This is a genomic window from Pseudoalteromonas sp. SG43-6, from assembly GCF_014164365.1.
Taxonomy (GTDB): Bacteria; Pseudomonadota; Gammaproteobacteria; order Enterobacterales; family Alteromonadaceae; genus Pseudoalteromonas; species Pseudoalteromonas rhizosphaerae.
Window position 1 is genome coordinate 1 of sequence record NZ_JACJEZ010000218.1, and the last position, 254, is coordinate 254.

At 40.9% G+C, this 254-nt stretch carries 1 protein-coding gene; it reads right to left on the reverse strand.

Going from position 1 to position 254, the window contains the following annotated elements:
- A partial coding sequence (locus tag H5201_RS23640) for a DDE-type integrase/transposase/recombinase (RefSeq protein ID WP_182785479.1) occupies positions 1-254 on the reverse strand: 254 nt, incomplete at both ends.

A 254-nucleotide genomic window follows, 5' to 3' on the forward strand; every position in this document is an offset into this window, starting at 1 on the left:
CCTTTCATTGGGCTACCATTATCTGAGTGCAACGTGACTTGCTCGCGCTTTATTTGCTCCCGACTGCAAATATCCTTCATTAAATCTGCGGCTAATTCACTTAACTGTGTGTCGTAAACCTGCCAGCCAACAACCTTTCGACTAAAAATGTCCATCACTAAATATAAGTATAAAAATTGCCCTTTTACGCTCGTTGGTAAATAGGTGATATCCCAAGTGTATACTTCATTTGCACGTACTGCCTTCAATGCTCT